The sequence below is a fragment of the Chryseobacterium oncorhynchi genome (genome assembly GCF_002899895.1).
Taxonomy (GTDB): Bacteria; Bacteroidota; Bacteroidia; order Flavobacteriales; family Weeksellaceae; genus Chryseobacterium; species Chryseobacterium oncorhynchi.
Genome location: NZ_PPEI02000002.1, coordinates 134575 through 159509, shown reverse-complemented (window position 1 = coordinate 159509; position 24935 = coordinate 134575). Strand labels below are relative to the sequence as shown.

The window sequence follows — 24935 nt, the reverse complement described above, 5'->3', positions numbered from 1 at the left end:
TTCTTCTAATGTTGAAATTGTATATTGCAATAAAGATAAATAAAAGATACCACAAAAGCTATTCCGGCACCCATAAATACTTCTTTTACGGTGTGTCTTTTTAAAATAACCCTGGTAACCCCTACCAAAATAGCGATTCCGAGCCAAATTAGTCCCATTTTCCAGTCTAAAGTAAAAAATAATGCAGCTACAAATATATTAAATGAGGTATGCATGGAGCTTTTAATGAAAAAGTTGCTGATCTGAAGAGAAAAAAGAAGAATTAAAATAAACAGCATTACCAGATCAATATATCCATTCTTGATGTAATTAAAAACAAGATAAGCAATCACACATGCTGTGATAAATATATATAACGTCTTCCTCTGAACCCTATTCGAGACATCCATATTGGTGTATCTTCCGGTTTTCACATTCCATACCAGCCAAACAACGACAGGTATGATAATCATTAATAATATGGGGAGAAAGTAAAATAAAGATTCCTTAGCAGTATATTCTTTGGTGCTCATGTACACAAAAAAGATGATCAGTGAAACCAAAGGATTGAAGAAATCAGAGATGACCTTTGATGTTTTATGTAGTAATGAAGACTTATTTTCTTCCATATTAAAGTTTAAAAATCAAATATAAGACTATAAGCCCAAAAAACAAATGAGATAAGAAAGATGGAATATAGAAAATGAAAGGTGATTGCCTTCGTGCACAAAATATTATTCTTTTAAAATTAATAGTATGTATTTCTTGAAATTCATAACTTTAATTATTCCCTTTTCAAGAAATTTGGATTTTATTTTTTGTTAGTATTCATTCAATACCTATTTATAATGAAACAAATATTTATTGTATTACTGATTATTTTTGGCAATTCAGTCTTTGGACAGGTACTTTCCCAAAAAGAATCTTCTCCCATTCATCAATTAAGGATTTATGAGATTCCAAAAGAAAATAAACAGGTGTTTTTAGATCGATTTAGAGATCATGCTCTTAGAATAATGAAGAAATACGGGTTTACGATTGTGTCAATATGGGAATCTGAGTATAATGAAAAAACAGAGTTTGTATATCTTCTTGAATGGAAAGATGAAAATACAATGAAAATGGCGTGGGAAAGATTTATGGCAGATGAAGAATGGAAAGAGATTAAAGCAAGAACAGCAAAGCAATATGGCAATTTTGTTAATGAAATTGAAGACAGGACACTGAAACTTACAGATTTTTCTCCGGAAAAGAGGTTGTTAAAATAACCAAAAGACATATTAACAATAATTAAAGATGAAAGAAGTAGAGGGATAAAATGTAATGTATTCCTGATGCTCGTGCCTTATTACTTATTTATGTAAAGGTAGATAGGCAGGCTGATTCCTTATATATAACAGTAAGAAAGTAATAGATAAAATGTTACTTTCTGAGTCTTTCTTGGGGTCGAAAATTAAGAATAATCCATTCGGCCTGCAAATAGATTTTACAGAAAAAGCGAAAAGTTATCTATGTATAGAATAAAAACAAAGTTTTTTTCATAATTTTGCTCAACTATTTCATCATAAAAAAGCAAGAGCTAACACATGAAAGAATTTTCTAAAGAGGTATACCTGAAGTGGTATGAAGATATGACAATGTGGAGAAGGTTTGAAGACAAATGCCGTTCTCTTTACCTAAAACAAAAGATCAGAGGATTTTTACATTTGTATAACGGTCAGGAAGCGATTCCTGCTGGTTTCACACATGCAATGGATCTGACAAAGGATAGCATGATTACTGCTTACAGATGCCACATCCATCCAATGGCGATGGGAGTAGATCCTAAGAGAATCATGGCAGAACTTTGCGGTAAAGCTACCGGAACGTCTGGAGGTATGGGTGGTTCTATGCACATTTTCAGCAAAGAACACCGTTTCTACGGAGGTCATGGTATTGTTGGAGGACAAATTCCTTTAGGAGCAGGTATTGCTTTTGCAGATAAATTTTTTGACAGAAAAGCAGTGAATATCTGTTTCTTCGGAGATGGTGCTGCAAGACAAGGTTCATTACATGAAACATTCAACATGGCAATGAACTGGAAACTTCCTGTAGTATTTGTTGTAGAAAACAACCAATATGCAATGGGAACTTCTGTAAAAAGAACTGCTAACCACGAAGATATCTATAAATTAGGATTAGGATACGAAATGCCTTGTCTTGCTGTAGATGCAATGGATCCTGTAAAAGTAGCTGAAGCTGCTTATGAGGCTATTGAAAGAGCAAGAAGAGGTGACGGACCAACGTTCATTGAAGCAAGAACTTACCGTTACAGAGGACACTCTATGTCTGATGCTGAACCTTACAGATCTAAGGAAGAAGTAGCAATTCACAAAAATGATGACCCAATCGAGTTGGTAAAACACAGAATTTTAGAAAACGGATGGGCTACAGAACAAGAATTGGAAGCTATGGATAACAAGTCTAGAGACTTTGTTGAAGAATGTATCGAATTCATGGAAAACTCTCCGTATCCAGATGCTGAGAAAGTATATGAATATGTGTATGCTCAGGAAAACTATCCATTCTTAGACAAATTAGAAAACTAAAAAGATAATGAGTTAATTTGACAGTTTGAAAACTTGAAAATGAGACTATAACAGTTACTTTTTTAAATTTCAAATTTTCAGATTGCTAAATTTTCAAATTAATAAAAATTATGGCAGAAGTAATTACGATGCCCCGCCTTTCCGACACTATGACGGAAGGTAAAGTGGCGAAATGGCATAAAAAAGTAGGAGATAAAATAAAGGAAGGAGATATTTTAGCTGAAATTGAAACTGACAAAGCTGTTCAGGATTTCGAATCTGAGGTAGAAGGTACTCTTTTATATATTGGTGTAGAAGAAAGCGCTGCTGCTGCTGTTGATTCTATTTTAGCAATCATCGGTAATGAGGGAGAAGATATTTCAGGCTTAATAGGTGGAGCAGCTGCTCCCAATGCTGGCTCTGAAGAAACAAAATCAGAAGAGCAACCTAAGACAGAAGCTGTTGAAACTGCTACAGCTGATGTTCCGGCAGGAGTAGAAGTTATTACGATGCCAAGACTTTCTGATACAATGACAGAAGGTAAAGTAGCTAAATGGCACAAAAATGTTGGAGATACAGTAAAAGAAGGAGATCTTCTTGCTGAAATTGAAACAGATAAAGCAGTACAGGATTTCGAGTCTGAATTCAATGGAGTACTATTGAAGCAAGGTGTAGAAGAAGGAGCTGGTGCTCCGGTTGATTCTGTATTGGCAATTATTGGCCCTGCAGGAACTGATGTTTCCGCTGTAGGAGCTCCAAAAGCTGCTGCTCAATCTTCAGAAAAACCTGCTGAACAAAAGACAGAAGCTAAAACTGAAGAGAAAGCTGCTCCGGCTGTTGATTCTTCATCTTCTGACAGAGTGGCAATTTCTCCATTAGCTAAGAAAATGGCTCAGGATAAAGGAGTTGACATCCACAGTGTTCAAGGTTCAGGAGAAAACGGAAGAATCGTTAAAAAAGATATTGAAAACTACCAGCCATCTCAGGCGAAACCAGCTGCTTCAGCTCCGGCTGCAAGTGCTGCTGCACAGGTTGCAGTAAACTTCGTTCAGGGAGAAGATACAGAGACTCCAAACTCTCAGGTAAGAAATATTATTGCAAAACGTCTTTCTGAAAGTAAATTCTCTGCTCCTCACTACTATCTAATGGTTGAGATCAACATGGATAAAGCAATTGAGGCTAGAAAAGAAATCAATTCTTTACCAGATACAAAGATTTCATTCAATGATATGATCATTAAGGCAACAGCAATTGCTTTAAGAAAACATCCACAGGTGAACTCAAGCTGGGCTGGAGATAAGATCATTCACAGAGGAAATATCAACGTTGGTGTAGCAGTAGCTATTCCTGACGGATTGGTAGTTCCTGTATTGAAGAATACAGATCAAATGTCTTACACTCAGATCTCAGCATCTGTGAAAGATATGGCTTCAAGAGCTAAGAACAAAGGTCTTAAGGCTAATGAAATGGAAGGATCTACATTCTCTATTTCTAACCTTGGAATGTTCGGAATTGAAACGTTTACAAGTATCATCAATCAACCAAACTCTGCAATCCTTTCAGTAGGAGCAATTATCGAGAAGCCAATCGTTAAAGATGGTCAGATCGTAGTTGGAAATACCATGAAGCTTTCATTAGCGTGTGACCACAGAGTAGTAGACGGTGCTACAGGAGCGCAGTTCCTACAAACTTTAAGAACTTATTTAGAAAGCCCATTAACATTGTTACTGTAATTTCTAATGTAGAAATAATAAAAACCTCCCAATCCGGGAGGTTTTTTTATTTTAATACAAATAATGTTAATACAATTTGTTGTAAAATCGACAATATGTTACTATTTTTGAAGCATGATTAAAGCAAGAAATATCCATAAATCTTATGGGAATTTAGAAGTACTGAAAGGAGTTGATATTCATATCAAGGTAGGAGAGGTTGTTTCTATTGTGGGGGAATCAGGAGCAGGTAAATCAACATTGCTGCAGATTTTAGGAACCTTGGATCATCCTACACAATCCGGAAAATATGATACTGAAATTGAAATTGCAGGAGAGTCATTTATTAATATGAATGATAAGCAGTTATCGAAATTCAGAAATCAAAATATTGGTTTTGTATTTCAGTTTCATCAGCTTCTTCCCGAGTTTACCGCTTTGGAAAATGTGCTTCTTCCTACAAGAATTGCAGGTGCAAATGAGAAAGAATCCCTTGAAAAAGCCCATGCTTTATTTGAAGATCTGAAAATTGAACAGAGACTTAATCATAAACCCAACCAGCTTTCAGGTGGAGAAGCACAAAGGGTAGCTGTTGCCAGAGCTTTAATCAATTCACCAAAAATTATCTTTGCTGATGAGCCAACGGGAAACCTGGATTCAAAAAATGCGGATGATCTTCACAGGTTATTTTTTGACCTTAGAGATAAGTATAATCAGACCTTTGTGATTGTTACCCATAATCCCAATCTTGCTGAAATTACAGACCGTAAACTTGTCATGAAAGACGGAATGATTATAGAATAGCAGTATTTACACAGATGATGAAACATTTTATTTTCCTTTTAATATTTTTAATTTCCTGTTCAAAAATTGAATCACAGCAGGCCAATGTTGTCGATGTACCTCAATCCAAAATTTCTGAAATTAAGAACTATATCAAGAATAAAAATTACAACCAGGATCTGGCTGTCTTTATTAATTTTAAAATTTCATCAGGAAAATACCGTTACTTTATCTATGATCTGAAAAATGATAAAATAGTTCAAAAAGCTATTGTTTCTCATGGTTCTGGATCTGTAACTTCTCAATCGGATGCTTTGAAATTCAGCAATGTTGAGGGTTCATATCAATCTTCTTTAGGAAAATATGCAATTGGGGAGAGCTATGTAGGACAATTTGGAAAAGCCTATCGTTTAAAAGGGCTGGACTCAACCAATAGCAATGCAATGAAGAGAGCTATTGTACTTCATTCATTTGGATGTGTTTCTGATGCAGAGTCTCAAAATCCTGCATGTTTAAGCTTAGGATGTCCCATGCTTTCTGTAAATGCTTTTAAAGAAACAGCAAAACATATTGATCAATCAAGGCAGCCAATTATTTTGTATGCTTTTTACTAATTTATAACGTGTAATGTACACTTTGTCTCATGTCTATAAAATTTCTTGCTGAAGACGACAGGCCCCGTGAAAAATTCTTGCAAAAAGGTAAGAGTGCACTTTCTGATTCGGAACTGCTGGCTATCATTATGGGAAGTGGAAGCAGAGAAGAGAGCGTTTTAGAATTATCAAAGAAGATTTTAGCTTCAGTCAATAATAATTGGCACCAACTAAGCCTGCTTTCTGTAAAAGATTTAATGAAATTCAAAGGAGTAGGTGAAGCGAAAGCTATTTCTATCATCACCGCATTGGAAATTGGAAGGAGAAGAGCCGGACAGGAAATTCCGGAGAAGCCCATCATTGGAAACAGTCATGATGCTTATTCAATTCTTAAAAACCAATTATCAGATTTAAGAACAGAGGAGTTTTGGGCCATTTTTATGAATAACAGCAATAAAGTTATTCATATTTCACAGCTAACCCAGGGAGGTATAAGCCAATCCATTGTTGATGTGAGAGTATTGTTTAAAACTGCTTTAGAACATTTTTCAACAGGAATTATTATTGCGCACAACCATCCTTCGGGAAGCTTAAAGCCAAGTAAGGAAGATATTAATATTACACAAAAAATAAAGGAAGCAGGAAAGGTACTAAGCATTCAGCTTTTAGACCATATTATTGTTACACAAGATTCCTATTTTAGCTTTTCGGACGAAGGATTATTATGATTAAGAGATTGAAATACCATGAAATTGATTTTGTAAAATATCAAAAGGCTTTATCTGAAGCATGCCAGCTTTCGGATTTTGCCCGAAAAGATTTTTTAGATATCATTGCAGGTAAAAATTGGGGACTTTTGATTTACAAAGATTATGAAGCTGTAATGCCAATAGCATGGTCTAGCAATTTTGGAATTAAAATTATCCAGATGCCTGCACTTTGTCATCAGCTGGGAGTATTTTCAAAAGTAGATAACCCCGAAGTAAACTTATCTTTTTTTAAATTCTTGAAAGAGAATTTTGCAGTTGCTTTCTACGCATTTAATAAGGACAATGGTTTTCCTGTAGATACGCAAAAGAAAAAATCATATCTACTCCTTAAAAATAACTATGAGGATGTTAAGAAAAAATACCATATCCACAGACGTCGAAATGTAAGGCACACCGAAGATATCCAGACAAATGCTGAATTTAATGATAAGATAGACTTCACTGCCCATGTTGAAGATTTCTTTCTCCAAAATGTAAGGGGAATAGACAAAATGCCTCTTAAAAAAGTGTATTGGAATACCGTGATGAAATTGATGGATGCCGGGCTTATGGATGCATTTACTGTTAAATATAAAGGCAGTATTCAGTCATTTGTAGCAATATATTGTGGGGGACAAACGGATTATCTTAGTATGTTTATCAATTCTTCTCAACTTGAGAATAAAAATCTGCCCTCCATAGCAATAGATTATGAGCTTCAGAAATGCATTGAGGAAAAGAGCTTTGACTTTATGGGAAGTAATGTGCCAAGTGTTGCTTCTTTTAATGAAAGATTTGGAGCTAAGGAATATTTTTTTTCCATCATAAACCATCAGAAACTGAATATTATCAGTAAAATAATTAAGCTTGTCTTTACGAAAAACAGGTAACTTTATAGAAAATAATTAATCATGCTAAAATTTATCAGGAATTATAAGCTTCCCTATATCTTCTACAATTTTTTTCATAAAGATAAGCTGAAGCACAATATTCCACTGTATAAAAAATATGGAGTAAAGAAGAGTTATTTTTCTCCAATTTCCAGTTCAGATTTTGCACATCTTCCGGCCACAGAAAGAGTAATTCTTGAAGATAAACTATCATCTACGGCTTTTTTCAAGAGCTTGTCAGAAGAAAATCAGAAAAGTGCTTCTCAATATGATGATAATGGATATATGATCCTAAGAAATTTTCTAAGCCCTGATACTGCAGAGAAAATTAATACAGAGATTGAAAAATTGATGGAGGATGGTACCTTGAAGTTTCGCTATGGCGGAAAACTGATGTTTGCCATTCATCATTCAGAGATCATTAAAAACATTGGAAGTGATAAAGACTTGTTGGAGTTTCTGTCTGTCTTACTGGATGGTAAAGCTAAATTGTTTCAGAGCATCAATTTCATTAACGGAAGCCAGCAAAAGACCCATTCAGATAGTATTCATATGACAACATATCCATTGGGAGGACTTTTAGGAGTGTGGATCGCCTTGGAAGATGTGGATGAAAATAACGGAGCTCTGCACTACATTCCGGGAAGCCACAAACTTCCTTACTTCTTAAATTCCGACTATGATAATGAAGGAAATGCTTTAAGAATTGGAAAGAAAAGTTATAAGGCTTACGAAGAGTTCCTTGAAAATAAAGTAAAGGAAATGGGATTGAAAAAGGAAATTTTCAAAGCCAAAAAAGGAGACTTATTGATATGGCATGCCAATATTCTTCATGGTGGTGAGCCTCATACGGATAAAAACAGAACCAGAAAAAGCCTTGTATATCACTTTTTTGATGAAAACAGTGTTTGCTATCATGAAGTTACACAAAGACCTGCGCTATTTGAACTGTAATATCAGAAAATATTAGTAATTTTGCATCCTAAAATTATGGCGAGTTTTTCAGGATATCTACCGTATGCATTTGCATTAATCATTGCAATTCCTTTTCTGGTTTTGCTTAGACAATTTGTACACTCGTACATTACCCTTAAAAATCAGGAAATTAAACTGCTTACCGTGAAGTCAAATTCCGAGAACAAAGCGCACTCTTATGAGAGAATGACGTTGTTTCTGGACAGGATAAAGCCATCCAATCTTATTCAGAGATTTGATAGAGGATTGGCTGTTCATGAGTTTATTTTCCTTACAGAAAAGTCAATTAATGAAGAATTTGAGTATAATTCCTCACAACAGTTGTACCTTACAAAGCATTCATGGAAGAATATTGTAGATTCCAAAAATGCAATTATCGATTTACTTCATACCACCTATAACGGATTGAAAGGAGACGTTGAACTGGACGAGTTCAAAACTATTTTTATCATGAACTATATGGAAAGTGACGATTATATTACAATCACGATAGAGGATTTAAGAAAAGAAATTTTAATAATAACTTAAAAAATAACAGATAAATAATGATTCCAAATTTTAAAGCACATCCATGGCACGGAATTTCTGCAGGAGAAGATGCGCCAAATGTTGTAAATGTATTTGTGGAAATTGTTCCTTCAGATACTATTAAATATGAAGTAGATAAAGAAACAGGATATTTAAAAGTAGACAGACCTCAGAAGTTCTCTAACATCATCCCGGCTTTATATGGTTTTGTTCCAAGAACATATTGTGATAAAGAAGTGATGAGACTTGCTGTAGAAGCAGGAGCTACTGATGTGACAATGGGAGATCATGATCCTCTTGATATTTGTGTTTTAAGTTCTCACAATATCCATGCAGGAGGTCTATTGATGGAAGCTATTCCAATCGGTGGTTTCAAAATGATCGACGGCGGAGAAGCTGACGATAAAATTGTTGCTGTAATGATCAATGACCATGCTTTCGGACACTTCAGAGATATTACTGAGCTACCAGAAGCGGAGGTTAAGAGATTAATGCATTACTTCCTAACATATAAAAACCTACCGGATGAGCCTGCAAAATGCAGAATTCAAGAGGTTTACGGTGCAGAACATGCAAGAAAAGTTATCAAAGCTTCTCAAACAGACTACGCAGATAAATTCGGAGGATAATAGTTCTTCGATACAGTATAATGATAATAAAATGCAGACGAATTTTCGTCTGCATTTTTATTTTATGGCGTTGATAGGAATATTTAATTTCTTTTATATACGGACTTCCCTTCTTTTATTGTTTCGAGAACAGTGATATCTCGGATTTTTTCAGGATCTATTGTCAAAGGATTTTGATCAAGTATCACAAAATCAGCTAATTTTCCGGTTTTAATAGAACCCTTTCTATTCTCTTCTTGCAATTGATAGGCTCCATTAATAGTAATTGCCTTTAACGCTTGCAGAGGAGTAATTCTTTCATCAGGCCCGAGAATTCTTCCTGAGTGTGTCTTTCTATTCACAGCTGCATATACTGCCGTAATCAGATCGGGTGGAGTAACCGGAGAATCATGATGAATTGTAAAAGTAATCCCTGCTTTCAATGCTGAATTTGCCGGACTTATAAAAGAGGCTCGCTCAGGACCAAAAACACTAGAATAATGCCAGTCACCCCACAAGTAAGTATGAGTAGAAAAATAAGATGGAATGACTCCCAAATCCTTTATTTTTTGAATATGATCTGGACGGCTGTTTTGTACATGTATCAGCGTGGCCCGCAATTCCGGTTTGTAAATATTTTCGTCTTTTAATCGTTGAATAACCCGTATTGCCTGATCTATAGCAGCATCACCGTTCACATGAAGCTGTGCTGTGATATGATTTTGGAACAGCGTTTTGAGGTCTGTGTATAATGTATCATCGGTAAAGATCGGAAAACCTTTATAGTCTTTGGACTGACCTGCAGGTGGTACCAAATAAGGCTGGGTGAGCCATGCTGTTTTACCTTGTGGAGACCCATCATCTGAAAACTTGAACCCTGCTAATTTCAAATGATTTTCATAATGCATATACTTTGGTTTGAAAGTATTAAAATTATTTTTGAAATACTCATAATCTGGAAAATACACTACGTCTGCTTTAAAAAGTTTTTGAGAGGCCGCATTTTGTAAAAGCGCTACACTTTCTCCCATCGTTCTTCCGTCACAAATAGTAGTTTGCCCATAGCTCAGCCATTCTTCCTGAGCTTTTATCAGATTCTGTAGGGCTTGTGCTTGGGTATCTTTCCCTTTATTCATTTTTTCAGTTAAAGTCAGTAATGCTTTGAAGCTCGCATTCTCTTCCAGCTTTCCATTTAATTTTCCGGTTTTTTTGTCTCTTCCAAAATGTCCTCCTTCAGGATCTTTTACTGATTCAGGTATTTCCAGATATTTCAGCATGGCACTGTTAGCAACACTAGCATGGCCTGAAGCATGAATAACAATGATCGGATTGGTCTTACTGACAGCATCCAATTCTTCTCTTGTTGGATGGCGGTGTTCTGTCATAATAGCATCATCATAACCATTTCCGATAATAGGCTGTTGATCTGCTATTTTCTTTTCTTTAAGGTAATTTTTAATCGTGCTCTGTAGATCCTTAATAGAATTTACGGTGCCATATGGGTCTGGAGAAAGGTCTACGGCATCCATAATTCCTGCTCTTGAAGTCAGATGCCCATGAACATCTATAAAACCTGGAAGGAGGGTCTTACCATTAAGATCAATCATTTTTGTTGCTGCTTCCGAATAACGATCTAACTCTGATTTTGTTCCTGTGAAAAGTATTTTTCCATTTTTTATGGCTACAGCTTCAACGTTGGGAGAAAGATCTTCCATCGTTACAATAGAGCCTCCAAAATAAATAATATCAGCTTTCTCTTGTGGAACCCTGTTCTGACAACTACTCATATTGATTGCCAATAAAAGAATGTAAATGTAGTTTCTCATAGTTGTTTAATTCATTTTATGGTGATAAACAAATCTACGAAATAATGTATTATTACGGTTTGATCTTATACTGTATTTATAATTTTATTATATTTATAAAACTAATTACAATTTTTTAATATAAAAATAATAAACTATGGATTTGTTCTATTTAATTCCGGTTTTTGGTGTGATAGCTTTGCTTTATACATTTTTTCAAAGCAACTGGGTCAATAAACAGAATGCCGGAAATGAAAAAATGAAAATTATCAGTGGTCATATCGCTGATGGTGCAATGGCTTTTTTAAAGGCTGAATATAAGATTTTAACCTACTTTGTGGTGGTAGTAGCCATTCTTTTGGCTGTGATGGGTTCCAGTAATGCGAACTCCCACTGGAGTATAGGACTTGCCTTTGTGGTGGGTGCTATATTTTCTGCATTGGCAGGCTTTATTGGGATGAAGATTGCTACAAAAGCCAATGTAAGAACTGCAGAAGCTGCAAAAACTTCACTCGCAAAGGCCCTTAAAGTATCTTTTACAGGAGGTTCCGTAATGGGGATGGGAGTTGCCGGACTGGCTGTGTTGGGATTAGGAGCTTTATTCTTAATCATTAAGCAGATTTTTGCGCCGGGTGCTACAGTAGATTCTCATGAAATGGAAACCACAATTGAAATTCTTACTGGATTTTCTTTGGGGGCAGAATCTATTGCTCTTTTTGCCAGAGTAGGCGGAGGTATTTATACAAAGGCGGCAGACGTAGGTGCAGACCTGGTAGGAAAGGTAGAGGCAGGAATTCCTGAGGATGATCCTAGAAATCCGGCTACAATTGCAGATAATGTAGGAGATAATGTAGGCGATGTTGCAGGGATGGGCGCTGACCTTTTTGGGTCCTATGTAGCAACAGTTCTGGCAACAATGGTTTTAGGAAGAGAAACTATTTCAGTTGATTCATTTGGTGGTTTTGCACCAATCCTATTGCCAATGTTAATTGCAGGTACAGGGATTATTTTCTCAATGATAGGGACTTTATTTGTGAAAATAAATGATAATGAGGGCTTATCCACGTCCAGCGTCCAGAATGCATTAAATCTTGGAAACTGGGGAAGTATTGTTATTACCGCTATATCGTCTTATTTTCTGGTAACGTATCTTCTTCCGGAAAAAATGGTTCTTAGAGGACATGAATTTACCAAAATGGGCGTTTTTGGAGCAATAATGGTAGGTTTAGTGGTAGGAACACTTATGAGTATCATTACAGAATATTATACAGCCATGGGAAAAAGACCAGTTTCGAGCATTGTGAGACAGTCTTCAACAGGGCATGCAACCAATATTATCGGTGGACTTTCTGTTGGAATGGAATCCACATTCCTTCCGATTATTGTACTAGCAGGGGGAATTTATGGTTCCTATTTATGTGCCGGATTGTATGGGGTAGCTATTGCAGCAGCCGGAATGATGGCTACTACAGCCATGCAGTTGGCTATTGATGCTTTTGGCCCCATTGCAGATAATGCCGGAGGAATAGCTGAAATGAGTGAGCTTCCAAAGGAGGTTCGTGAAAGAACAGATATTCTGGATGCAGTAGGAAATACAACAGCAGCTACGGGAAAAGGATTTGCTATTGCTTCAGCTGCATTAACGGCCTTGGCTTTGTTTGCAGCATTCGTTGGGATTGCAGGGATCGATGGGATTGATATTTACAGAGCAGATGTTTTGGCAGGATTATTTGTAGGAGGAATGATTCCTTTCATCTTCTCATCCTTAGCGATTACAGCAGTTGGACAAGCCGCTATGGCAATGGTAGAGGAAGTAAGACGACAGTTCCGTGAAATTCCGGGGATTTTAGAAGGTAAGGCACAACCTGAATATGAAAAATGTGTGGCCATTTCTACAGATGCATCCATCAGAAAAATGATGTTGCCCGGAGCTATTGCAATCATTTCACCTTTATTAATCGGGTTTATCTTTGGACCTGAAGTATTGGGAGGTTTTTTGGCAGGAGCTACCGTGTGTGGTGTTCTAATGGGAATGTTTCAGAATAATGCCGGTGGAGCCTGGGATAACGCTAAAAAATCATTTGAAAAAGGGGTAGACATTAATGGACAAACCTATTATAAAGGTTCAGAGCCTCATAAAGCATCAGTAACAGGAGATACAGTTGGAGATCCATTTAAAGATACTTCAGGACCATCAATGAATATTCTGATTAAGCTAATGTCAATTGTTTCATTGGTTATTGCACCTACGTTGGCTGTTGTACATAAAGATAAAATTGAAGCTAACAGAAAAGCTAAAATTGAAAGTTTAACCGGAATTTCAAGCAATTCAGGTATCCATACAGGTATTACAACAAGTCCTGCTATTTCTAGTGAAGTGAAAGGAAGTCTTAATGAAAATGGAGACTTTGTATATGAAACCGGAAATATTCAAAAGGTAAAACTAAAAGGAGGAAAAACAATTGCAATAGGAGAAGCAAGCCAACTTTATCAATTGTATAATGTTGTTAACCAGAAAGATAAAACAGCTTTGGATCCTAATAAATGGTATACCATTGAAAATCTTTATTTTGAAACAGGATCCAGTGATCTGAAAGCAGGTTATGAATTACAATTGAATAACCTTGCTGAGCTTCTGAATGCCTATCCTGATCTGAAAATAAAACTGGGTGGATATACCGATAACAGTGGTAATGAGGAAAGCAATCTGCAGCTTTCAAACCTAAGAGCGCAGACTGCAAAACTTAAGCTCTTGGAACTGGGAGTGTCTGCAGATAGAGTAGAAGCAGAGGGATATGGCTCACAGCATCCGATTTGTGAAGCCAATGACACAGACGAGTGTAAAGCAAAAAACAGGAGAATTGATGTAAGAGTTCTTGCTCTTTAAAATCAATAGAAATATAAAAAAGCACCGCATTTGCGGTGCTTTTTTTATCTGTGGAAATTGTTTCATACATTTCTTTTGTTCCTCTTGGTACTAAAGATTTTTTCTGAGATGCTCCAATGCCTGTATAATTACTTCATCTTTTTTTGCAAAGCTAAATCGGATATAATCTGAATTTTGCCTTGAATTATAAAAGGCAGAAAGAGGGAGGCAGGCTACCTTTTTATCAATGGTCAGCCATTTTGAAAACTCTACATCAGTCATTGTTTTGGAGATATTCCTAAAATTGACCACCTGAAAAACACTTCCCTCGGCTTTTTGCTCAATTTCTAAAGGGGTTTCTTTGAGCAGTTCATAAAAAATATCTCTTTTTTTCTGCATTATTCTTTTATTTATGGCAGGATCAAATACTTCCAGATACTTTGCCAAAGCATATTGCGCAGGAGCATTTGCACTGTATGAAATATATTGTTGGTGACTTCTGAACAAAGCGGTCAATTCTTCAGAAGCAAGCATATAACTGACTTTCCATCCTGATGTATGGAACATTTTGCCAAAGGAAAAAACACAAAAAGTCCTTTTTCTCAGTTCAGGATGAATAAATGAACTATAATGTTCAGCTTCATCATAGCAATAAGTATCATAAATTTCTTCTGAAATTAAATAGATCTCCTGATCCTTGATTAGCTCATACAGTTGATTCCAGTCCTCCTGCTTCCATATTTTTCCCGTTGGATTTTGTGGAGAATTGACGATGATGGCCTTGGTTTTTCCCGAAATACAGTTTTTAAAAAGTTCCCAGTTTATCGTAAAATCTTCTTCAAGATCATAATAGACAGGGATGCCCTCATTCATTACTACTGAAGGTCCATAGGTATAGTAAGACGGTTGAATAATAATAACTTCATCATTCTGATTTAAAATAGATTGAAGTGCAGTATATAAAGCAAAGGTTGCACATGGGACAATCGTGATCTCATGGGTTGTAAGTTGGATTTTATTTTCCCGTTTTGCATTAAATGAGACAATATTTTTGATCAATAAAGGGCTTCCGGCAAGCGGTTCATAGTTGTGAGTATCGAGGTCTGCGGATTCTTTTAAAAATGATTTCAATCGTTCATCAATATCAAAATCCGGAAGGCCCAAAGAAAGATCAAAGCTCCCATGTTTTGAAGCCAGCTCAGACATTTCCGTGAAAAAGGAATAATGAGTAAATCCATTAATTTTTTTCATTCATATTGTATTTTGTCAAATATAATGAAAAATAGATATTGTTTTGTGTTAATTATTAAACACATGTGTGTTTATTGCTTAGTTTTGTTTCGATATGTTTAAAAATAAAATTTAGTGAGTAGCAATGTGTAACTTTTCCTTTGGATTCAATAAAAATTGTTATTTTTAAGAAATTTATTCTTTATGAAAAAAATACTTATTCCGCTATTTTCCATAGCTGTATTAACGAGTTGTGGAACGGCACAGGTTTCTGATGGAGCATCATCACACCCTGTTTCTACAAAACATAACAAGGCATTTACAGATGCTTATAATATGATTAAGGCCGATGATCTGAAGAAAAACCTATACGTTATTGCCTCTGATGAAATGGAGGGCAGAGATACGGGAAGTAAAGGACAAAAAAAGGCGGGAGAGTATATTGTTAACTATTATAAAAGTTTAGGAGTTTCTCATCCTAAGGCATTAGGATCTTATTATCAGAAAGTTCCGTCAGACTTTATGAAGAAAAGAGGCGGTGGGAATCTTCCGGATTCTGAAAATATTCTGGCTTTCATAGAGGGTAGCGAAAAACCGGAGGAAATTGTTGTGGTTTCCGCACATTATGACCATGTTGGAACAAAAAACGGAATAGTATATAATGGAGCTGATGATGATGGAAGTGGAACTGTTGCCGTAATGGAGATGGCAAAGGCTTTTCAGCAAGCTAAAAAAGCAGGTAAGGGCCCTAAAAGATCAGTTCTATTCCTGCATGTTACAGGAGAAGAGCATGGCTTATTTGGTTCAGAATATTATACAGATAATCCTGTTTTCCCTTTAGCAAACACTGTTGTAGATCTTAATATTGATATGATCGGACGTGATGATCCTGCCAACAGAGGGAAGCAATATGTCTATGTAATTGGTTCCGACATGCTAAGTTCTCAGCTTAAAGTCATTAATGAGGCAGCCAACAAGAGAACCAATAACCTGGAATTAAACTACAAATACGATGATCTTAATGATCCGGAACAATTATACTATCGTTCAGATCATTATAATTTTGCAAAAAACAATGTTCCAGTAGCATTTTTCTTTGACGGAATTCATGAAGATTATCACAAGCCAACGGATGATCCTGAAAAGATTGATTATAAACTGTTAGAAAAAAGAACCCAGCTTATTTTTACCACAGCCTGGGATATTGCTAACAGAACAGATAGAATTGTGGTAGACAGAAAACAATAAGAACTTTAAAATAAGTTGGGAGAACAAAGACATAAAGTTTGCAAGAAGAACTTTTTGTCTTTGTATGTCCCAGCAAAAAAATAATGAATATAACCATTCGCGAAGCCAAATTAGAAGATATTCCTCAGATTCAGGTGGTAAGAAACTCAGTAAAAGAAAATACATTATCCGATCCTGGTTTGGTTACAGATAGGGACTGTGAAGAGTTTCTGTTTGAAAGGGGAAAAGGCTGGGTGTGTGAAGCAGATCAGCGGATTGTAGGCTTTTCGATAGTAGATCTGAAAGAAAATAACGTCTGGGCATTATTCCTGCACCCTGATTTTGAAAACAAAGGAATAGGAAGAAAGCTTCATAATATTATGATTGATTGGTATTTTGAGCAGAAAAAAGACACTATATGGCTTGGCACTTCACCCGGAACAAAAGCTGAAACTTTCTACAGAAAATCTGGATGGACAGAGATCGGAAGCCACGGAAAAGGAGAGGTTAAATTTGAAATGACCTTTAAAGATTGGGGGGAACACAAGTCAGTAAGCCCAATTAACAAGCTTTTTAAGCATTAATAAACAATTTTGAATTCCCTGTGCTTGGGAAACTGATAAAATGATTTACGCATTTGACACCTACTATTACGAGGACTATGCAAATACTGTGTGTATTGCATTTGATAACTGGACCTCTGAAAGAGAAATAGAAACCTTTACTGAACAAACAGACATCAATTCCGGATATGAAAGCGGTGCTTTTTATAAAAGAGAATTGCCATGCATCCTAAGTTTGTTAGATAAGATCGTATTACAAGATGATGACATTATCATTGTTGATGGCTATGTTACTCTTGATAATGATGGTAAAATTGGTCTCGGAGGACATCTCTATGAGGCACTAAAGGAAAAATTTGCAGTTGTAGGAATAGCTAAAAATGAATTTACCACTCCGGATTTCCAAAGGAGAAATGTTTTTCGGGGAGAAAGTAAAACTCCATTATTTATTACAGCCAAAGGCATTGATGTAGATGAAGTTAAGCATAGCGTGGAACAAATGCATGGCCCTTATAGAATCCCAACCTTATTGAAAAAATTAGATCAATTAAGCAGAGACTAAAAATCGCATATCTTACCATAAAGAGGTAGGATATTTTTCAATCAGCAATATACCGATTGGTATATTTTAGCTATATTTGTACTATACTCCAATCAAGGAGATTTTTTTTAATCCAAATAATACCGATTGGTATATTTAAATCAGTAAAAATATGAAAGAAGCATTTATCATTGCAGCAAAGCGAACTCCTATCGGGGGTTTTATGGGAAGTTTGTCAGGGTTTACAGCTCCTCAATTAGGGGCTATAGCAATACAGAATACTTACGAGGGTACATTAGATTCTCCCGAATATATAGATAGCGTGTATATGGGGAACGTTTTGGGAGCAGGTGTGGGGCAGTCACCCGCGAGACAGGCGGCTATTTTTTCTAAAATTCCGGTAGATAAGGATGCTACCACAATCAATAAGGTTTGTGCTTCAGGAATGAAGGCTGCGATGATAGGGTCTCAACAAATTCAGCTTGGCTTGGAGAATATTGTGATGACAGGTGGGATGGAAAGCATGAGCAATGTTCCTCATTACAATTACCTGCGCAAAGGTCTGAAATTAGGGAACGGAATCCTTGTAGACGGGCTTATCAAAGATGGTTTGTGGGATGTATACAATGATTTTCATATGGGAAGTGCAGCAGAACTTGGTGTAAAAAAATATGGACTGACAAGGCAGCAATTGGATGATTATGCCTTGCTTTCCTATAAAAAAGCACAAGAGGCTGCATCCGGTAATAAATTCAATAATGAGTTGATTAATATATCGATTGAAGGGAAAAAAGGGACAACACTTATAGATAGAGATGAAGACATTGATAAACTCATTCCTGAAAAAATATCACTCTTAAAGCCCGCCTTTGAAAATGACGGTACACTAACAGCGGCTAATTCAAGTAATCTGAATGATGGAGCGGCTGCAATATTGCTGGCATCCTCAGAAGCGATAAAGGAGCATGATTTTAAGCCGTTAGCGAGAATTGTTGCCTATGCTGACGCTGCCCAATCTCCGGAATGGTTTACGACTACTCCGTCCATAGCCATTCAAAAAGTATTGAAACAGTCAGGGCTCAGTTTGTCGAATATCGACTATTTTGAGATTAATGAAGCATATTCTTCTGTAATTTTATCCAATCAGCAAATTCTGGGATATGATTTGGATCGGGTAAATGTCTATGGGGGAGCAGTGGCACTTGGACATCCAATCGGGGCTTCAGGAGCAAGGATTATAGTGACTTTAGTAAACGTTTTGCGTCAGGAAAAAGGACGATATGGTATTGCGGCCATCTGTAATGGAGGTGGTGGCGCTTCAGCCATTCTTATTGAAAATATGAATTAAAAAGCATAATTTTAGTACGGTAAAAAAATTAAAGATTGTTATTGATATGGAACAGGATGTTGTAGGATTACTTGGGAAAATGGATGATTATTGGGAAATGATTTCAACCCATCATACACCATCTTATTCTGTAAATAAAGAGACTTTTGATAACAAAACGGTTAAGGTTTTAACACTCAGTAAACATCATCAAAACTGGAAATTGATTTTTGAATGTCCAAATCTTGAAGAAATAAATCTGGATCAACCCAGCAAAGAACAAGTTCAAGCAATGGATGAATTAACGAGTCTTAAAAGATTAATAATTAAAAATTTCCGTACTAATAATATTGAGTTTGTGAATACTCTTGTCAATGTAGAAGAAGTTGCCCTTGAGTATGTATCCGGGTTTTCAGATCTCTCTCCATTGCAGAATCTTCTTAAACTGAAATCGCTTCATCTGGAAAATCTTAGGAAAGTTTGCAGCTTTGATGGACTTCGTAGAATCAAGACGCTGAAATATCTTCATATTGATGGTACTCTGGACTGGAAGCAGCCTGTAGAAAATTTCTCTTTTTTGGAGGAACTTCCTGAACTTGAAATTCTCAGCCTTATGAATATTGTTAATAAAACTCCCTTTCCGGCTTTTCTTTCTGTTTTAAAGCTGAAAAATATGTTAGGAATAAGAATACCTATGCAGATGTTGGATACAGCAGAATATGCATTTTTAGATAGTGCTAAGCCTCATGTTAAAAAGGGATTTGAAGATAGAACTTCGTGGCCTTTATATATCAATAAAGATTATGTGGATCAGGGATACGTAAGTTTACTAGGGAAAGGAGAGGGAAGAATAAAGCTCAACCATCCTGAAGCATCCGAAAAATTGAAAGCGTATACTGAAAAATATGAAAAGTATAAGCAAAAATATCTGGAAATTATTCTATCTCAATAATTCCGCTGGATATTGTTTTAAAAGAAATCTAAAAACTGATGACCCAAACTGATTGATAATTATATAATTAGTTTGGGTTTTATTGATTATTTGAAAATCAATATACGCTAAATATTAATAAACTGATAAATGTCATTACGTTCTTATTTTTATTGATTCTAAATAAATATAAATTTGCCTCAATCAAATTAAGAACTTCATGAGAAAATTAACTACTCTTTCTGCTGTCATTTTATGCGGACTAATGGATGCTCAATATTGTGCTCCTGCATTTCAATATGGTGCCAGCAGCAACATGATAAGTAATGTAACCTTTGGAAGCATTAACAATGCATCTACAACAAGCTCGACAACAGCTCCGGAATATGAGGATTTTACTTCAATTTCAACGGATCTGGTAGCAGGAAATTCATATCCTATATCTGTAAAAGGGCCATCAAGCACGTTTCCAAGTGATGTAGTGGTATATATTGATTTTAATCAGAACGGCAACTTCGATGATGCAGGGGAGAGCTTTTTTATAGGCAGGCTGGCTGCTGCCAATCCGGCAAATGCTTTTACGATCGATAGCTCGATCACAATTCCATCTAATGTGTCCGGCGGTAGCAAGAGAATGAGGATTCTTAAGAATACAAATATATCGGCTTATTCAGATCCTAATGCACAGAATTCAATCAATTCTGCTTGTGATCAGGGATTAAGAGCAGGGCAGACTGAAGATTACACCGTGAATATTTCAGGAGGCAGCCCGGGCTTCCCGGCGCCATACTGTGGTTCTGAAAATATAACAACTCTTACGGTAAGCGAAATAAGCAAGGTGGAGTTTGTTGGGCTAACTAATGAAAGTCCTATTGATGGAAATTCATCAGTAATGGAAGACTTTACAGGAACTGTTTTCAATGTTAATCGCGGAAGTGGTTACCCCATAACAGTAACTGGAGGAACTCATGGTCAGGCAACAGTTTCTGCTTACGCCTATATCGATTTTAATCATAATAATCAGTTTGATGCTGATGAGAAGTTTAATTTGGGGTTCTTGGATAATTCAAACCCTGTTTCAGGTCATGAATCTGGGGTAACTTCTGAAACGATTACCATCCCTGCCAATGCATTATTGGGAGCAACTCGTTTCAGAATTGTAAAAGCTTATGAGTCCAGCTCATGGATGGGAACGTTGGAGAATTTACCATGTCCGTCAGGTTGGTTTATTGGTCAGGCAGAGGATTATACCATTAATGTACAGCCAGAAAACCTTTCAACTACAGAGGTTTCTAAGGATGCATCAAAGAGTATACAAGTATATCCAAACCCTACTACAGGGTCTGTAACGATCAAAATGAAAGAGGGACTGGAAAAGTATGAAGTCTATAATATTTCAGGACAAAAACTTTCGGAAGGGAACTCTGAAGTTGTCAATATGAGCAATTTCGTTCCGGGAACTTATCTTATCAAAATCCTTACAAAGAGTAAAAATATAATCACTGAAAAGGTGATCAAAAAATAAACACACATATCATATCTAATCATATCCATATCAATTTTTGTTTTTTAACCGGCAGATTCTATCTGTCGGTTTTTGTTTGAATAATGGAATCAGATTATTTAGATTCTAGAATCTCGAGAAGATCCTGTTTTGATAGGCCCTGAAGTTTTTTTCCATCTGTTTTGAGTAGATTCTGAGCTAGTATTGTTTTCTTTTTCTGTAACGTAAGAATCTTTTCTTCCACCGTATTTGAGCATATCATTCGAACGGCGATTACATTCTTGGTCTGGCCTATACGGTAACTACGGTCAATCGCCTGATTTTCTGTAGCAGGATTCCACCAAGGGTCAATTAGGTAGATATAATCAGCTTGGGTAAGATTAAGTCCAACACCACCGGCTTTTAGACTTATTAAAAACACACGGATATCTTCATTTTCCTGAAAATTAGATACTTTTTTACCTCTGTCCTTGGTTTGACCGGTGAGATATTCAAAAGGAATTCCATGGCGTTCCAATTCGGGTTTCAGCAGGTCTAGCATCCCTACAAATTGAGAGAATACAAGAATTTTGTGATCTTTTGACTTTCCAAGGATCTGTTCCATCAGAATCTCAATTTTAACGGCATGCTCGCCAGAATACCCCTCTTTAATCAGGATAGGAGAATTGCAGATCTGCCTAAGCCTTGTAAGACCTGTAAGCACGTGCATACTGTTTTTATTAAGATCATCGTCGTCATTGGCAGCTATGAATTCACGAAGTTCCTTTTCGTAGGCATCATAAATCCTACGTTGTTCAGTATTCATTTCACAGTAGATAACTGTTTCTGTTTTTTCCGGAAGTTCTTTGGCAACTTGTTTTTTTGTTCTTCGGAGAATAAATGGTTTAATTTTCTGCTGAAGCTCTATCGCACGCTTACTGTATTCAAACTTATCAATGGGGATTGCATAAATATCCTTAAAGTATTGTTTGCTTCCCAATAATCCAGGGCAGGCAAATGAAAGCTGGCTATAGAGGTCAAAAGTACTGTTTTCAACAGGTGTTCCCGTTAGTACAATTCTATTTCTGGATTGGAGTAAACGTGCAGCTTTGTACCTTTCTGAATTAGGGTTTTTAATCGTTTGAGATTCATCAAGGAAAGTATAGTTAAAGGTAAAAGTCTTCAAGAAACGAATATCTGAAAGCAACATTCCGTAACTCGTGAGAATGACTTCATAATCAGAAAAATGCACTGTGGATTTCTGTCTGTCGGCACCATAATGTACCAAAAATTTAATAGAGGGAGCAAACTTGATGATCTCATCCTGCCAGTTGAAAAGCAGTGAAGTAGGGACAACAACAAGATTGGTTGTGTGACCTCGTTTTTCTCTTTGAGATAAGATGAATGCAATGATCTGAAGAGTTTTTCCCAGTCCCATATCATCGGCAAGGCATCCTCCGAAATTAAATCCATCAAGGAAATTAAGCCAATTTAAACCATCATGCTGATAATCTCTTAATTCTGCATTTAATCCTTCAGGAATATCAATTCTTGGAATGTCTTTAAGCGCTGAAAATTGGGACGAATAGGATGTAATCTCATCCCTTGTCTCTGCACTTAGTATCTCTTTTTCAAAAAGCGAAGATATCTCTGTAAAGTTGATCTTTGGAATTTTTAATAACTCTTCATCAATTTCTCCTGCCTGAAAATAAGCCGCTATTTTGTCTATCCATTCCTCAGGAAGAATGCCCAAAGTTCCATCATCCAGCTGAACAAATTTACTTTTATTACGAATGGTCCTGTGAAGTTGTTTTAAGGTAGCTTCTTTTGGCCCAAATCCAACCTTTAGCTTAGCATTGAACCAGTCTAATCCGCTGGTAATCTGTATGTTTATTTTTGCGCGATGTGAACTTAACTTATTGTTTTTTAATTCGTTGAAGCCAAGTATAATAATTCCCTCATTGCGTAATGTTTCAAAAGCTTCGAGAAACCAATTGTCATCCAGGAACTTATCTCTGTGAAGATAGAAATAATCATACCCATCCATCTGTTCTTCAAAATCAGGATGCTGCTGCATGATTAAAGAAGTAAAGCGTGCTTCTGCAGCATCATTTCTTTCTATTTTAAATACGTTTCCGTTTTGGTCAGTATCAAAAATTTGCTTTCTGGAATATACAGGAACTTCAACCTCACCATACTTCATTACTGGCGTTATTCCAATATAATTTTCCTGTTGACGAAGATAAACGACCCTTTCAATCTGATAATTTTTATCTTTAAGTTGTACTTTCGTTGCGGGTTGTATATAGCTGTAATTAATATGGATACGTTCTTCTATGTTAGATAAAATGTTCTGCATGAAAGCTTCATATTTGGAAGAATGTACCAGTAAAATTTCATTATTTGCCTTGAAGAATTTAATGATTCTAAGGATGTCCGGATGGTCTACAAGGCTGAATGTGTTATTGTTATAAACAAAATACTCATTTCTAAGTATAACATTTTTAAAAGGTACAGAAATATCATTAAATTGCAATTCTCCTATAATTTCATAAAATGGATCTTTCTTAAATACAGATAGTTGTGCCTCTGCATCTAAAGTATTAAGTTTAATGGAAACAAGAGACTTTGAGGAAACTGTTTCTGTAATATCTCGATCATGATAATAGGCTTCTAATGCCAAAGGGTTTTGTACAATCAGCTTTAAAGCTTCCAATTCTGCAGGATTATATTCCTCGTTGTAATTGTTATGGAAAGACGCAATGGCTGTATAAAATTTTATTTCTAAAGGCTTTTCTGCTTTCCATATCAGCTGCATAGCATCCACTGAGGTTACCGGATTTTTAATTTTTCCTGTCTGGGTCATTTCAGCTTCCATTAATGAAAAGACCAGATGATTATAGTAACGGTGTTTTCCTATCACTAATATCTGTTTTTTACCGGTTTCAAAATGTGCCAGTTCATCTAATTTGGATGATTGCTGAGGAAGAAGCTCTTTTTTTAAAAGGATCTCATCTATGGGAAGCATCTCCTTAATTTTAGGCTGTATTTCAAGCTTCCCATCAATATATTCCGGTTGAAAATAGAGGTCAAGATCCGGTTCATTTTCCAAGCCATATCCTTTTGCTTTGGGAATCAGTATTTTTCTTCGAAGAGTGTCATCAAAGAAGATTCGATAGTTTTTTTCCTCCAGAATACAATGGATAATTTCTGCCTGATGAGAACAAAGCTGATCTTTGAGATTGTCACAGGTACAGGAGCAGAGTAGAGAGTTACCTATCCTGCTTATAGTGACTACAGGAAAGTCCTGAAGAGAGGTGTTTTTTGTAAATGTTCCGATGTTGTTTTCTATGGTAACAGGATAGATCTCACGAAAATCCCTGATGCCAACAAATGCGCTTTCTGTGGTATGTTTCAAAAGATCATATACGGAAAGTGTAGTGAGATTGGTGTTTTCAAGGATATATTCTGCCATAAAAATTGATAGAGGCAAACTTACAAAAAACAAATGAATGAAAAGACTTCTGATGCCTGCGACTATTTTCGAGAAGATATTGCATTAATCAATTTTTGGACTG

The 24935-nt window shown here is 36.1% G+C and carries 21 protein-coding genes; 17 read left to right on the top strand and 4 right to left on the bottom strand.

The window, feature by feature from the left end:
* Window positions 1-5: 5 nt before the first annotated feature.
* Window positions 6-608 carry a phosphatase PAP2 family protein gene (locus C1638_RS06375; RefSeq protein WP_109619333.1) on the bottom strand — a complete coding sequence of 201 codons (603 nt, stop codon included), beginning with the start codon at window positions 606-608 and terminating at the stop codon, window positions 6-8.
* A gap of 219 nt (window positions 609-827) precedes the next feature.
* Between C1638_RS06375 and C1638_RS06370 the strand changes: the two genes are divergently transcribed.
* The 10 genes from C1638_RS06370 (at window position 828) to C1638_RS06325 (ending at window position 9405) form a co-directional block, all read left to right on the top strand.
* Window positions 828-1247: an NIPSNAP family protein gene (locus C1638_RS06370; protein WP_109619331.1), complete on the top strand. Its 420-nt coding sequence runs from the start codon at window positions 828-830 to the stop codon at window positions 1245-1247.
* Between the two features lie 318 nt (window positions 1248-1565).
* Window positions 1566-2567 carry a pyruvate dehydrogenase (acetyl-transferring) E1 component subunit alpha gene (gene pdhA / locus C1638_RS06365; RefSeq protein WP_109619329.1) on the top strand — a complete coding sequence of 334 codons (1002 nt, stop codon included), beginning with the start codon at window positions 1566-1568 and terminating at the stop codon, window positions 2565-2567.
* Window positions 2568-2677: 110 nt separating this feature from the next.
* A complete protein-coding gene (locus C1638_RS06360; protein ID WP_109619327.1) occupies window positions 2678-4279 on the top strand; it encodes a dihydrolipoamide acetyltransferase family protein in 1602 nt (533 codons plus the stop codon).
* 114 nt (window positions 4280-4393) lie between these two features.
* Window positions 4394-5062 (top strand): ABC transporter ATP-binding protein, encoded by a 669-nt coding sequence (locus C1638_RS06355; RefSeq protein WP_109619325.1) that lies wholly within the window; start codon window positions 4394-4396, stop codon window positions 5060-5062.
* 14 nt (window positions 5063-5076) lie between these two features.
* A complete protein-coding gene (locus C1638_RS06350) occupies window positions 5077-5655 on the top strand; it encodes a murein L,D-transpeptidase catalytic domain-containing protein (RefSeq protein WP_109619323.1) in 579 nt (192 codons plus the stop codon).
* 29 nt (window positions 5656-5684) lie between these two features.
* Window positions 5685-6362, top strand: coding sequence for a RadC family protein (radC, locus tag C1638_RS06345; RefSeq protein ID WP_109619321.1), 678 nt, complete (start codon window positions 5685-5687; stop codon window positions 6360-6362).
* The gene (locus tag C1638_RS06340; RefSeq protein ID WP_109619318.1) at window positions 6359-7273 is read left to right on the top strand and encodes a hypothetical protein; all 915 of its coding nucleotides are present in this window, start codon (window positions 6359-6361) and stop codon (window positions 7271-7273) included. The genes radC and C1638_RS06340 overlap by 4 nt, the downstream gene beginning before the upstream one ends.
* 21 nt (window positions 7274-7294) lie before the next feature.
* Window positions 7295-8227 (top strand): phytanoyl-CoA dioxygenase family protein, encoded by a 933-nt coding sequence (locus C1638_RS06335; protein WP_109619316.1) that lies wholly within the window; start codon window positions 7295-7297, stop codon window positions 8225-8227.
* Between the two features lie 36 nt (window positions 8228-8263).
* A complete protein-coding gene (locus C1638_RS06330) occupies window positions 8264-8776 on the top strand; it encodes a DUF7935 family protein (protein WP_109619314.1) in 513 nt (170 codons plus the stop codon).
* Between the two features lie 17 nt (window positions 8777-8793).
* Window positions 8794-9405, top strand: a complete 612-nt coding sequence (locus tag C1638_RS06325; protein ID WP_045496234.1) for an inorganic pyrophosphatase — start codon at window positions 8794-8796, stop codon at window positions 9403-9405.
* A gap of 83 nt (window positions 9406-9488) precedes the next feature.
* On the opposite strand, the gene C1638_RS06320 is transcribed toward C1638_RS06325, so the two are convergent.
* Window positions 9489-11210: an amidohydrolase gene (locus C1638_RS06320; protein WP_109619312.1), complete on the bottom strand. Its 1722-nt coding sequence runs from the start codon at window positions 11208-11210 to the stop codon at window positions 9489-9491.
* Window positions 11211-11346: 136 nt separating this feature from the next.
* On the opposite strand from C1638_RS06320, the gene C1638_RS06315 reads away from it, so the two are divergent.
* On the top strand, window positions 11347-14076 hold the full coding sequence (locus tag C1638_RS06315; RefSeq protein WP_109619310.1) for a sodium-translocating pyrophosphatase: 2730 nt from the start codon (window positions 11347-11349) through the stop codon (window positions 14074-14076).
* 90 nt (window positions 14077-14166) lie between these two features.
* Here C1638_RS06315 and C1638_RS06310 read toward each other — a convergent pair whose 3' ends face one another.
* Entirely contained in the window at window positions 14167-15306 is a 1140-nt protein-coding gene (locus tag C1638_RS06310) for an aminotransferase class I/II-fold pyridoxal phosphate-dependent enzyme (protein ID WP_109619309.1), read from the bottom strand.
* Between the two features lie 183 nt (window positions 15307-15489).
* Between C1638_RS06310 and C1638_RS06305 the strand changes: the two genes are divergently transcribed.
* From C1638_RS06305 to C1638_RS06280, 6 genes are all read left to right on the top strand, one after another.
* A complete protein-coding gene (locus C1638_RS06305; RefSeq protein WP_109619307.1) occupies window positions 15490-16533 on the top strand; it encodes a M28 family metallopeptidase in 1044 nt (347 codons plus the stop codon).
* Window positions 16534-16616: 83 nt separating this feature from the next.
* Window positions 16617-17096: a GNAT family N-acetyltransferase gene (locus tag C1638_RS06300; protein WP_228428060.1), complete on the top strand. Its 480-nt coding sequence runs from the start codon at window positions 16617-16619 to the stop codon at window positions 17094-17096.
* A 40-nt stretch (window positions 17097-17136) separates the two neighbouring features.
* Window positions 17137-17637, top strand: a complete 501-nt coding sequence (locus tag C1638_RS06295) for an endonuclease V (protein WP_109619305.1) — start codon at window positions 17137-17139, stop codon at window positions 17635-17637.
* A gap of 151 nt (window positions 17638-17788) precedes the next feature.
* Window positions 17789-18964, top strand: a complete 1176-nt coding sequence (locus tag C1638_RS06290; protein WP_109619303.1) for an acetyl-CoA C-acyltransferase — start codon at window positions 17789-17791, stop codon at window positions 18962-18964.
* 46 nt (window positions 18965-19010) lie between these two features.
* Window positions 19011-19895, top strand: coding sequence for a leucine-rich repeat domain-containing protein (locus C1638_RS06285; protein WP_109619302.1), 885 nt, complete (start codon window positions 19011-19013; stop codon window positions 19893-19895).
* A gap of 199 nt (window positions 19896-20094) precedes the next feature.
* A complete protein-coding gene (locus C1638_RS06280; protein ID WP_109619299.1) occupies window positions 20095-21399 on the top strand; it encodes a T9SS type A sorting domain-containing protein in 1305 nt (434 codons plus the stop codon).
* A gap of 94 nt (window positions 21400-21493) precedes the next feature.
* On the opposite strand, the gene C1638_RS06275 is transcribed toward C1638_RS06280, so the two are convergent.
* Window positions 21494-24832: a DEAD/DEAH box helicase gene (locus C1638_RS06275; RefSeq protein ID WP_109619297.1), complete on the bottom strand. Its 3339-nt coding sequence runs from the start codon at window positions 24830-24832 to the stop codon at window positions 21494-21496.
* Window positions 24833-24935: the final 103 nt, after the last annotated feature.

Coding starts and splice junctions, on each gene's coding strand:
- C1638_RS06375 (WP_109619333.1), bottom strand. CDS start 608: ATGGAAGAAAATAAGTCTTCATTACTACATAAAACATCAAAGGTCATC.
- C1638_RS06370 (WP_109619331.1), top strand. CDS start 828: ATGAAACAAATATTTATTGTATTACTGATTATTTTTGGCAATTCAGTC.
- pdhA (WP_109619329.1), top strand. CDS start 1,566: ATGAAAGAATTTTCTAAAGAGGTATACCTGAAGTGGTATGAAGATATG.
- C1638_RS06360 (WP_109619327.1), top strand. CDS start 2,678: ATGGCAGAAGTAATTACGATGCCCCGCCTTTCCGACACTATGACGGAA.
- C1638_RS06355 (WP_109619325.1), top strand. CDS start 4,394: ATGATTAAAGCAAGAAATATCCATAAATCTTATGGGAATTTAGAAGTA.
- C1638_RS06350 (WP_109619323.1), top strand. CDS start 5,077: ATGATGAAACATTTTATTTTCCTTTTAATATTTTTAATTTCCTGTTCA.
- radC (WP_109619321.1), top strand. CDS start 5,685: ATGTCTATAAAATTTCTTGCTGAAGACGACAGGCCCCGTGAAAAATTC.
- C1638_RS06340 (WP_109619318.1), top strand. CDS start 6,359: ATGATTAAGAGATTGAAATACCATGAAATTGATTTTGTAAAATATCAA.
- C1638_RS06335 (WP_109619316.1), top strand. CDS start 7,295: ATGCTAAAATTTATCAGGAATTATAAGCTTCCCTATATCTTCTACAAT.
- C1638_RS06330 (WP_109619314.1), top strand. CDS start 8,264: ATGGCGAGTTTTTCAGGATATCTACCGTATGCATTTGCATTAATCATT.
- C1638_RS06325 (WP_045496234.1), top strand. CDS start 8,794: ATGATTCCAAATTTTAAAGCACATCCATGGCACGGAATTTCTGCAGGA.
- C1638_RS06320 (WP_109619312.1), bottom strand. CDS start 11,210: ATGAGAAACTACATTTACATTCTTTTATTGGCAATCAATATGAGTAGT.
- C1638_RS06315 (WP_109619310.1), top strand. CDS start 11,347: ATGGATTTGTTCTATTTAATTCCGGTTTTTGGTGTGATAGCTTTGCTT.
- C1638_RS06310 (WP_109619309.1), bottom strand. CDS start 15,306: ATGAAAAAAATTAATGGATTTACTCATTATTCCTTTTTCACGGAAATG.
- C1638_RS06305 (WP_109619307.1), top strand. CDS start 15,490: ATGAAAAAAATACTTATTCCGCTATTTTCCATAGCTGTATTAACGAGT.
- C1638_RS06300 (WP_228428060.1), top strand. CDS start 16,617: ATGAATATAACCATTCGCGAAGCCAAATTAGAAGATATTCCTCAGATT.
- C1638_RS06295 (WP_109619305.1), top strand. CDS start 17,137: ATGATTTACGCATTTGACACCTACTATTACGAGGACTATGCAAATACT.
- C1638_RS06290 (WP_109619303.1), top strand. CDS start 17,789: ATGAAAGAAGCATTTATCATTGCAGCAAAGCGAACTCCTATCGGGGGT.
- C1638_RS06285 (WP_109619302.1), top strand. CDS start 19,011: ATGGAACAGGATGTTGTAGGATTACTTGGGAAAATGGATGATTATTGG.
- C1638_RS06280 (WP_109619299.1), top strand. CDS start 20,095: ATGAGAAAATTAACTACTCTTTCTGCTGTCATTTTATGCGGACTAATG.
- C1638_RS06275 (WP_109619297.1), bottom strand. CDS start 24,832: ATGGCAGAATATATCCTTGAAAACACCAATCTCACTACACTTTCCGTA.